Consider the following 8,019-nt stretch of genomic DNA (forward strand, 5'->3'; position numbering starts at 1 on the left):
GTGTGTCCGTACGTGCCCGTGCTCCTCGTTGCCGCGCTGTCGTCGTGTGTCCTCGCCCTGTCGCCCTCGAATCGTCCGCCAGCTGCGGCACGAGAGCCATCTCCCGCGTCCGAGCGTGCCGCGGCAGGCACGGGGACGAGCGAACATGACGACGCGCCGCCATTCGTGAACACGGCGCACCAGGCATCTGGCGGGTCGGCACAAGCCCGGTCCGCAGCGTCCTCTGGTGAGTCCGCCGCGCAGTTGCCCGTCGTGCAGCCATCCAAGGCCATCCAGCAGGCCACGAGCACGCCCGGCGTGTCCCCAGCCAACGAGCCCGGACAGCTTCCCAAGGAAGCCTCCACCGCTCATCCCATCCCCCAAACCGCCGACGTCCCTTCGTCGGAGGCAAGCTCCCGTCCTCTCCCCTCGGAGCAGGAGGAATCCCTCACCAGCGCATCCGACCTCGAGACCAAGGAGCCGCCGTCAAAGTCCACGGTGGTGCGCGGCGCGCGGCCCGCGCAGAGCGCGTCCGAGGTGACGCTGGGCCGGGACATCTTGGACGCCGCGCCACGCAGGAACGCAGTGGACCTCCTGCGAGCCGTCCCTGGCCTCGTGGCCTCGCAACACAGCGGAGAGGGCAAGGCCCAACAGCTCTTCCTCCGCGGCTTCGACGCACTGCACGGCCAGGACGTGGAACTCGACGTCGGCGGCCTGCCAGTGAACGAGGTGAGCCACATCCACGCGCTGGGCTACGCGGACATCAACTTCGTCATCCCAGAGGTCGTGCAGGCGCTCGAAGTGACGGAAGGCTCCTACCGCGCCGCGCAGGGCGACTTCGCCGTCGCGGGAACCGTCCGCATGGACCTGGGCGTCGCCGAGCCCGGCGTCCACCTCCTGGGGACACTCGGCCAGTACGGCCAGCGTCGGCTGGTGGCCACGGTGCGGCCAGGGGACGACGCGGGAACCTTCGCCGCGGTGGAGCTGGGTGAAGGCAGAGGCTTTGGTGCTCAGCGAGGCTACGGCCGCGCCTCACTCCTCGCCCAGGCCAAAGCGACGCTCGGAGAAGGGCTGACGGTTCGCGCACTCGCGGGCAGCTACGTCACGCGCTTCGACTCCCCGGGCGTGGTGCGCGAGGACGACCTGCTTTCGGGCCGCAGCGACTTCTTCTCCGCCGCCCTGGGCCGGCAGGGCGGCTCGGTGTCGCGGCACCAATTGCTGCTCGGCGTGGACCTGCCGCGCACGGGGAACGGGCGCACGAAGTTGGAGGTCTTCGGCATCCTCTCGGACCTGCGGCTGCGCAACAACTTCACGGGCTTCCGTGTCGACGAGCGCGGTGACGGCCTGGAGCAGACGAACAACGCCACCACGCTGGGCGCCCGCGCCGAGCATCGGAGGTCCGTGACGGCCTTCGGCCGTCCGGTCGCGCTGGAGCTGGGCTTGGGCGCACGGCGAGACAGCGTGGAGCAGACGCAGCGGCGCTACCGCGAATCCGACGGCACCTTCTTCTCGGATGAGATTGACGCGGCCTTCACCCAGACGGACGTCTGGGGCTGGGCCGAGGCCCGCATACCGCTGGGCCGCTGGAGCTTCCGGTTGGGGGGGCGAGCGGACGCGCTGGGTGTGGAGGTCTTCGACGCGCTCGCCTTCCGGGACCCGCGTTACTACGACGGACAGGGCTATTCGCGCAGTGCGTTCGGCGTCCACCTGGGCGCGAAGGCAGGCGTGGAGTACGCGCTGGGAGATGACGCGGACGCCTGGCGCCTGTTCGCCAGCTACGGTGACGGCTTCCGCTCGCCGCAGGCACGCAGCCTCTCGGAGGGCGAGCGCGCCCCCTTCGTCTCCATCCGAGGCGCGGAGCTGGGCTCGCGCAAGGACGGCGAGCACTGGGCCCTGCAGCTCAGCCTCTTCGGCTCGCAGGTGGACAACGACTTCTTCTTCGACCACACCGTGGGCACGACTGTGTACACGGGCCAGACGCTGCGCTCGGGCGTCTCCGCCGCGCTCCAGGCCCGTCCGCTGCCAGGGCTCGTCACCGCGGTCAGCGCCACGTTCGCCCACGCCTACGTGCGAGCCTCGGACGCGCTGCTGCCCTACTTCGCGCCCTTCGTCGCGCGCGCTGACGTGGGCTGGGACGGCCCGCTGACCTGGACGGGGTTCGGCGGCAGCACGCTGTCGCTGGGCACGGGGCTCACCTTCATCGGTCCACGCCCGCTGCCCTTCAGCGAGCGCAGCGCCACCGTGTTCCTCGCGGATGCGCACGTCGCCATCCGCCGGGGCGCGCTGGGGCTGAGGCTGGAGGTCTCGAACCTGCTCGACGCGCGCTGGAGGGATGGCGAGTTCGTCTACGGCTCGCGCTTCGACCCTGCCGCCGCGGCGAGCCTGGTCCCGGCAAGACATTTCACCGCGGGGTCGCCTCGGATGGCCTCGCTCTCCCTGGAGGTCCATCTATGAATCGCAGACACATCCTCACCGGCGCGCTGGCCCTGGCCGCTGCGGCCACGGCCCTGAGCGGCTGTGGCAGCGAAGCGGAGCGGCGCACCTTTCCCGTGGAGGTGACGTCCACGCCCATGACGGGCGCCAACGAGCGAGGCTGGACGGTGACGGTGGAGTCCGCGCACCTCTCCGTGGGCCCGGTGCGCTTCTTTGAAGGCCGCGCGCTGACGGCCCGCCGCTTCGACTGGTACACGCTCATTGGCGGCACGGCCCATGCGCACCCCGGACACTACTCACCGGGTGACGCGTTGGCCGAGGTGCTGACCACCCGCACCGTGGACCTGCTCACCGGCGCCACGCTGGGCGACGCGAGCGCAGTGACGGGCGAGTACGGCTCCCTGGAGCTGACGCTGACGGCCCCCACGCAGGCCACCGACCCCCAGGGCGTGCTGAGCGGCCAGACGATGCGCGTTCGCGGCACGGCACGCAACGCGGAGGGCGTTGAGCGGCGCTTCGACGCGATGACGAGCCTGCCCAAGCCCATCCAGGGCGTGCGCTTCGAGAAGTCGCTGGGGATGGAGGCGGGCCATGTGCGCATCGCCGTGAAGCTGGGGACGTGGCTGGGCCGCATTGACTTCGCCACCGCGACGGATTCAGACGCGGATGGCGTCTACACCTTCCCCGCCGACAGCCAGGCGCAGAACGCGCTGGTGCGCGGCGTGGAAGACACCACTGCCTACGTCGTGACGTGGGTGGAAGGAGCTGCGCAATGAAGAAGTGGATGCTGGGGCTTTCCTGTCTGGGACTGATGGCGTGCAGCGACGGCGCGGGCACGGTGACGTTCACCGCATATGGCGAGGACTACATCGAGAAGGAGATTCCCGCGGCCGTGGGTGACGAGGACGGCATCGTGGACGGCTGGACGGTGCGCTTCAGCAAGTTCCTCGTGGTGCTCGGCGAGGTGAAGGTCGGCAACCACGACGAGACCGCCGTCGAGATGACGCAGGCGCGGGTCTTCGACGTGCACAAGCCCGGCCCGGTGGTGGTGGAGACGTTCCGCGACGTGCCGGCCCAGGAGTGGGACCACGTCAGCTTCGCCATCGCGCCCAACGCCAACGCGGTTGCTGGCAACGCAGACGCCGCGGACGTCACGCGGATGAAGGACGGCGGCTACTCCGTCTACATGGAGGGCACGGCGACCAAGGGCGCGCAGACCAAGCGCTTCGCCTGGGGCTTCACCACCAACACCGTCTACGAGCACTGCGAGAGCCCGGGCCTGGGCGCGGGCGTAACGGTGCCCAAGGACGGCGAGGAGACGGTGCAGCTCACCATCCACGGCGACCACCTCTTCTTCGACGACCTGCAGTCGCCGGACGCGAAGATGCGCTTCGACGCGCTGGCCGCCGCGGACAGCATGGGCATCGCGGGTCCCGACGGAGAGGTGACGCTCGAGGAGCTGGCGGCGGTGGACCTGACGGAGCTGCCGTCGGGCCAGTACGGCACGGGTGGCGTGGGCAACGTGCAGACGCTGCGCGACTTCGTCACGGCGCTGACGCGCAACCTGGGGCACTACCGCGGCGAAGGTGAGTGCGAGCCCCGGGCGCGCTGACCACGCGGTGGGATGCTGGCGCGGCGGCACGAACCGCCGGCCACCGCGCCAGCATGAACCCCCAGGCCCGGGGCCGACCCTCCCTGGGCCTGGAGCCTTCAAAGCTCAGCTCTTGTTGTGCGAGGAGCCAGACGAGTTCGCCGCGGGGTTCCCCCCCGTCGAGTTGTTCCCGCTGTTGTTGCTCCCGCCGTTCGGGTTGTTGCCCGACTGCCGAGGGCTATTGGGGTTCATTTGGTTGGAGCGGTTGTCCTGCGACGCCTTGTGCGCGGGGTTGTTCGGATTCTTGGAGTTGGCGCGCTGGTCGTTCTGGTTCTTGCCGCTGTCCTTGCTCATGGACCTACCTCGGGAGTCCCCAAGCGAAAGTGCCGGGGAGGCCTGAAACTAGGAAGCGGCCCAGGTGGAAACACTCGTGCGGAGGGGTTCGTCCGGTGTCGGGAAGCGCACGACATCGCTCGGCGCCGGACACGGAATGCGCGAGCCGCGGCTTTGCCGGATGCGGCGGCGAGCAAGGGTGCCTACCTCGTGCTCCAGGAGGTGACGCGGCGTGAGGACGGTCACGTACGAGCGCAGTGGGCGAACGAACACAGGCGCACAGGCGCTCCGGCTGGAAGGAATGAAGCACCTGAAGGTGCTGGAGCAGGGTGAGGTGGTCAGCGAGCGCGACCTCACGGGAGCGGAAATCCAGCGCCTGGGTCCGCTCTTCGAACAAGCCAGCCGCGCCCCCGCCCCCGTCGTCATGGCTCCGCAGGCAGGTGGGCCAGATGGTCTCGCGGTGACGCTCGCGTTCGAGGACGAAGAGTCCCCTCGCGTGCGCGTCGCGGCCGAGCGACTTCCAGCCCAGGGCGCTGGCCCCCTCTATGACGCCCTGCTCGAGGAGCTGGACCGCCTGCTGACAACCGAGCTGCATGCCCGGGCCCCTCGTCGCGCACACGCGGTGCTGCCGCACCAGTTGCGCGAAGAAGAGCAGTAGCGCCTCAGGGCCCGACGCCTCGTGCCGCCCGACCAGGTAAGCCGCCCATCGGGCGGGCGGGAGCGAGCCCGTAGCCGGGGTTGCTGCCGAGCTCGGCTTCTGTGAAGACAGGAGCATGAGGCGCGTGCAGTTGTCCGTGCATCGCACGGTGGGAGAAGCACGGCTTCTGGCGGGCGCGCTGGAAGCCATGGGCGTAGCGGTAGAGGTACGCGGAGAAGCGCTTGCCCCGTTGAGCGGCGAGATTCCGAGCGCGGAGACCTGGATTGAGCTGTGGGTGGAGCCGCAAGACCTCGAGCACGCGAAAGGCCTTTTGGCGGAGCTCCAGGAGAATCAAGAGCACGCCGAGCGGTCGGTGGAGTGTCCACGGTGCCGCGAAGAGAACCCCGGTAACTTCGAGCTGTGTTGGAGCTGTGGCCTGGAGCTGCCCTCGGGGCTACGTCCAAGACTGCGGGCAGTGTAGTAGCGGGATGCATGATGAGGCGGAGCGCGCCTCCAGGAGAATCGGAAGTGCAGGAAGCAGAGGGAGCGCGTCGCCGCAGGCTGAACCGGGGAACCCGGAGCCTGCTCATCGTGTGCATCGTGGTGACGCTCATCCACCTCATTCCGCTTTTCATCTCCAGGAACATGCCCGAGCAGCGGCTGTCCATCGCACGGGCCATGTCGAGCGCGTCCCAGCGTGTCCCTTTCCTGCGGCCGATGAAGGACGACACCAAGGCCACGCCGGCGGAGCTGCGAGAGGCCGCGACGCTGCTGCTGGATGGGGCTCCAGATGACGCCCATGCGCTCGCCTTGGAGGCGGAGCGCCGGAATCCCCAGGAGGTCGAAACCCAGCTTCTGCTGGCGAGAATCTGCGACGTCGAGCGGATGAGCCGGTGTGTGAGCACGGCCCTGTCACGAGCAGAGACGCTGGCCCCACGAGACGCGCGGCCGGACCTGCTTCGAGCGGAGCTACAAGAGAAGGACGGGGACGTCGTGGGCGCGGCCGAAGCGATGGAGCGGGCGCATGGAAAGGCGCCCGGCGACCCGCTGGTCGGACTGCGCTACGTCCACCTGCTGAGCGCGGCGAAGCGGGGCGAAGAGGCGCTGGCCATCCTCAAGAAGCTTGAAGGGCGCCTGCCACATGCCAGGCTCCTGGTGGAACAAGGCAGGGTGCACAGCCGGGAAGGGCACGACGCCGAAGCGGTGAAGCTCTTCCGCGCGGCGGTGGCCGAGGACCCGAAGCTCAGCCTGGGCTTTTTCGAGCTCGGGCTCGCGTGGCATCGGCTGGGCCAGGTGGACACCGCGGAAGAGGCTTTGCGCCAAGCGGACCGACTGGACCGAGCAGACCCCAAGGCGATGGCGGCTCTGTGCGCGATTCAGGTCAAGGAGCGGCGCATCGACGATGCCCGGCTCACGCGAATGGACCTTGAGCGGCGCTTTTCCGGCCAGCCGGAGCTGATTCGGAAGTCCTGCAGCATCCCCTGACGTGAAGGGGCCGGAGACCTACTCCCGAGGCTCGACGCCGCGGATCTGTCGGAGCATGCGGGCGGAGGCCTTCACCTCGACGTCCACGGCGCCATCGACGCGCTCGGTGCGCACGACGGCCTGCAGGTAGGGAACCGCCTCCGCATCACGCCCTTGCTGAAAGAGCAACTCCCCCAATGCGAAGCGAGCCCGCGTCAGCAGGATGATGTCCTCGGCGGCGACAGCGGCATCGATGGCGTCGCTGAGAGCGGACTCGGCCATCTCGGGCTGGTTCCGGGCGAGCAGCTCACGAGCACGCTGGATGTGTTCGTCGACGTTCATGCGGAGGGAGCAAGGCTCAACCTGGTAGGGACGCAGGCCGCCTCGCCAGGATATGGGTGAACGCCCATGGACGAGAAGCGAATCGCCGAGCTGGAAATCCGCTACATGCACCAGCAGGAACTGCTGCAGGAGCTCAGCGGCGTGCTGTACGAACAGCAGAAGGTCATCGACCAGCTGAGAGCAGAGGTGGACCGGCTCAAGCAGAAGCTGGAAGCCGAGCCCGGCCTGGTGGACGCCCGCCATGACGAGCGTCCACCGCATTATTGAGGCTCAGAACTTGTAGCCGAGCCGCAAACCAATGGTTGGGTTGGGCTCCAGGTAACCCACCTCGAGACCAATGCTCGCGGCCTTGCCCTGAAGGCCAAAGCCAAACGCGGCATGCGCTCGGAAGGTGTCACCACGGCCGAACACGAGCCAAGGTCCGACCATGCCTTCGACGTAGACGCCGGACCTGCCGAGGTTCGCACGCAGGACCAGGTCCAACGGAACACCGATGTCGTTGCCCTCGGTGATGAGCATTGCACCGAACCGAGCCCCAACAGACAGCGGCCCCGCGAGCGGGGTCTCAACGCCCAGCGTGAAGTTGAAGACCGCGCTGTCATCAATCCAATAATCAGCCCCAAGCCCGACACGGACAGCCGCCTCCGAGTTCGTGGGTACGAGGAAGAGGCCGGCCGCGAGCAGCGCGCCAAGGCAAGGACGAAGCAGCTTCATTCGAGAGGCTCCTCTCAACACAGCGGGGAGCCCACACTCAACCAAGCCGGGCGCGTCGATACCAGCAACACGGAGCCCCAAATCATCAAAGGCAGTCGCAGCGGAAGGCAGCGACTCGCAGCGGACGGGGGACGTTCACTGCAACGCGACGCGTGCCTCGAGCGCCCCGGTGCTGGTGGCGCTGGGGTACGCCTTCTCGCACAGCGTGGACGCGGTGGCGAAAGGGGCGGCGCGCGCCGAGCACCTGCTGGTGCTGGCCACGACGGCGGCCCTGCTGGCGGTGGGGGGCGTGCGCCGGCTGCGCGCGCGGCGCCAGGCCCAGCGCCCGCGGTGACGCGCCGAAACTCCACACGGCCCCAAAACGGAAAACCCCCGGTGTCCACGAGGGACACCGGGGGTTTCTCAAAAAGAATCCGGCAGCGACCTACTCTCCCGCGCGGTTTCCCGCGAAGTACCATCGGCTCTGGAGGGCTTAACTTCCGTGTTCGGGATGGGAACGGGTGGGACCCCTCCGACATAGCCACCG

General features: G+C 68.7%; 11 protein-coding genes and 1 rRNA gene. 8 read left to right on the top strand and 4 right to left on the bottom strand.

Annotated elements, in window-relative coordinates; translation table 11 throughout:
- Positions 1 to 252: 252 nt before the first annotated feature.
- The 3 genes from HNV26_RS27475 to HNV26_RS27485 are packed head-to-tail and all read left to right on the top strand — an operon-like array spanning position 253 to position 4,024.
- Positions 253 to 2,433 (top strand): TonB-dependent receptor, encoded by a 2,181-nt coding sequence (locus HNV26_RS27475; RefSeq protein ID WP_436410066.1) that lies wholly within the window; start codon positions 253 to 255, stop codon positions 2,431 to 2,433.
- The gene (locus tag HNV26_RS27480; RefSeq protein ID WP_171443896.1) at positions 2,430 to 3,188 is read left to right on the top strand and encodes a hypothetical protein; all 759 of its coding nucleotides are present in this window, start codon (positions 2,430 to 2,432) and stop codon (positions 3,186 to 3,188) included. The genes HNV26_RS27475 and HNV26_RS27480 overlap by 4 nt, the downstream gene beginning before the upstream one ends.
- Positions 3,185 to 4,024: a hypothetical protein gene (locus HNV26_RS27485; protein ID WP_171443897.1), complete on the top strand. Its 840-nt coding sequence runs from the start codon at positions 3,185 to 3,187 to the stop codon at positions 4,022 to 4,024. Before HNV26_RS27480 ends, HNV26_RS27485 begins: the two co-directional genes overlap by 4 nt.
- A 105-nt stretch (positions 4,025 to 4,129) precedes the next feature.
- Here HNV26_RS27485 and HNV26_RS27490 read toward each other — a convergent pair whose 3' ends face one another.
- The gene (locus HNV26_RS27490) at positions 4,130 to 4,357 is read right to left on the bottom strand and encodes a hypothetical protein (protein WP_090495650.1); all 228 of its coding nucleotides are present in this window, start codon (positions 4,355 to 4,357) and stop codon (positions 4,130 to 4,132) included.
- Positions 4,358 to 4,568: 211 nt separating this feature from the next.
- On the opposite strand from HNV26_RS27490, the gene HNV26_RS27495 reads away from it, so the two are divergent.
- The 3 genes from HNV26_RS27495 to HNV26_RS27505 all read left to right on the top strand — a co-directional run bounded on the left by HNV26_RS27495 (position 4,569) and on the right by HNV26_RS27505 (position 6,458).
- A complete protein-coding gene (locus tag HNV26_RS27495) occupies positions 4,569 to 4,994 on the top strand; it encodes a hypothetical protein (RefSeq protein ID WP_171443898.1) in 426 nt (141 codons plus the stop codon).
- 115 nt (positions 4,995 to 5,109) lie between these two features.
- Positions 5,110 to 5,454: a putative signal transducing protein gene (locus HNV26_RS27500; protein ID WP_140869968.1), complete on the top strand. Its 345-nt coding sequence runs from the start codon at positions 5,110 to 5,112 to the stop codon at positions 5,452 to 5,454.
- Positions 5,455 to 5,465: 11 nt separating this feature from the next.
- Positions 5,466 to 6,458: a tetratricopeptide repeat protein gene (locus HNV26_RS27505; RefSeq protein ID WP_171443899.1), complete on the top strand. Its 993-nt coding sequence runs from the start codon at positions 5,466 to 5,468 to the stop codon at positions 6,456 to 6,458.
- An 18-nt stretch (positions 6,459 to 6,476) separates the two neighbouring features.
- Here the strand turns inward: HNV26_RS27505 and HNV26_RS27510 are convergent, their stop codons facing one another.
- The gene (locus HNV26_RS27510) at positions 6,477 to 6,779 is read right to left on the bottom strand and encodes a hypothetical protein (RefSeq protein ID WP_171443900.1); all 303 of its coding nucleotides are present in this window, start codon (positions 6,777 to 6,779) and stop codon (positions 6,477 to 6,479) included.
- 66 nt (positions 6,780 to 6,845) lie between these two features.
- On the opposite strand from HNV26_RS27510, the gene HNV26_RS27515 reads away from it, so the two are divergent.
- The gene (locus HNV26_RS27515) at positions 6,846 to 7,046 is read left to right on the top strand and encodes a SlyX family protein (RefSeq protein ID WP_002640911.1); all 201 of its coding nucleotides are present in this window, start codon (positions 6,846 to 6,848) and stop codon (positions 7,044 to 7,046) included.
- A gap of 3 nt (positions 7,047 to 7,049) precedes the next feature.
- Here the strand turns inward: HNV26_RS27515 and HNV26_RS27520 are convergent, their stop codons facing one another.
- Positions 7,050 to 7,493, bottom strand: coding sequence for a hypothetical protein (locus tag HNV26_RS27520; RefSeq protein WP_171443901.1), 444 nt, complete (start codon positions 7,491 to 7,493; stop codon positions 7,050 to 7,052).
- Between the two features lie 169 nt (positions 7,494 to 7,662).
- On the opposite strand from HNV26_RS27520, the gene HNV26_RS27525 reads away from it, so the two are divergent.
- Entirely contained in the window at positions 7,663 to 7,827 is a 165-nt protein-coding gene (locus HNV26_RS27525; RefSeq protein ID WP_366817007.1) for an alkaline phosphatase, read from the top strand.
- A gap of 77 nt (positions 7,828 to 7,904) precedes the next feature.
- On the opposite strand, the gene rrf is transcribed toward HNV26_RS27525, so the two are convergent.
- Positions 7,905 to 8,019: ribosomal RNA gene (rrf, locus tag HNV26_RS27530) — 5S ribosomal RNA — on the bottom strand; the annotation flags it as partial.

Origin of the sequence: Myxococcus xanthus (assembly GCF_013116825.1) — a bacterium.
GTDB lineage: Bacteria > Myxococcota > Myxococcia > Myxococcales > Myxococcaceae > Myxococcus > Myxococcus xanthus_B.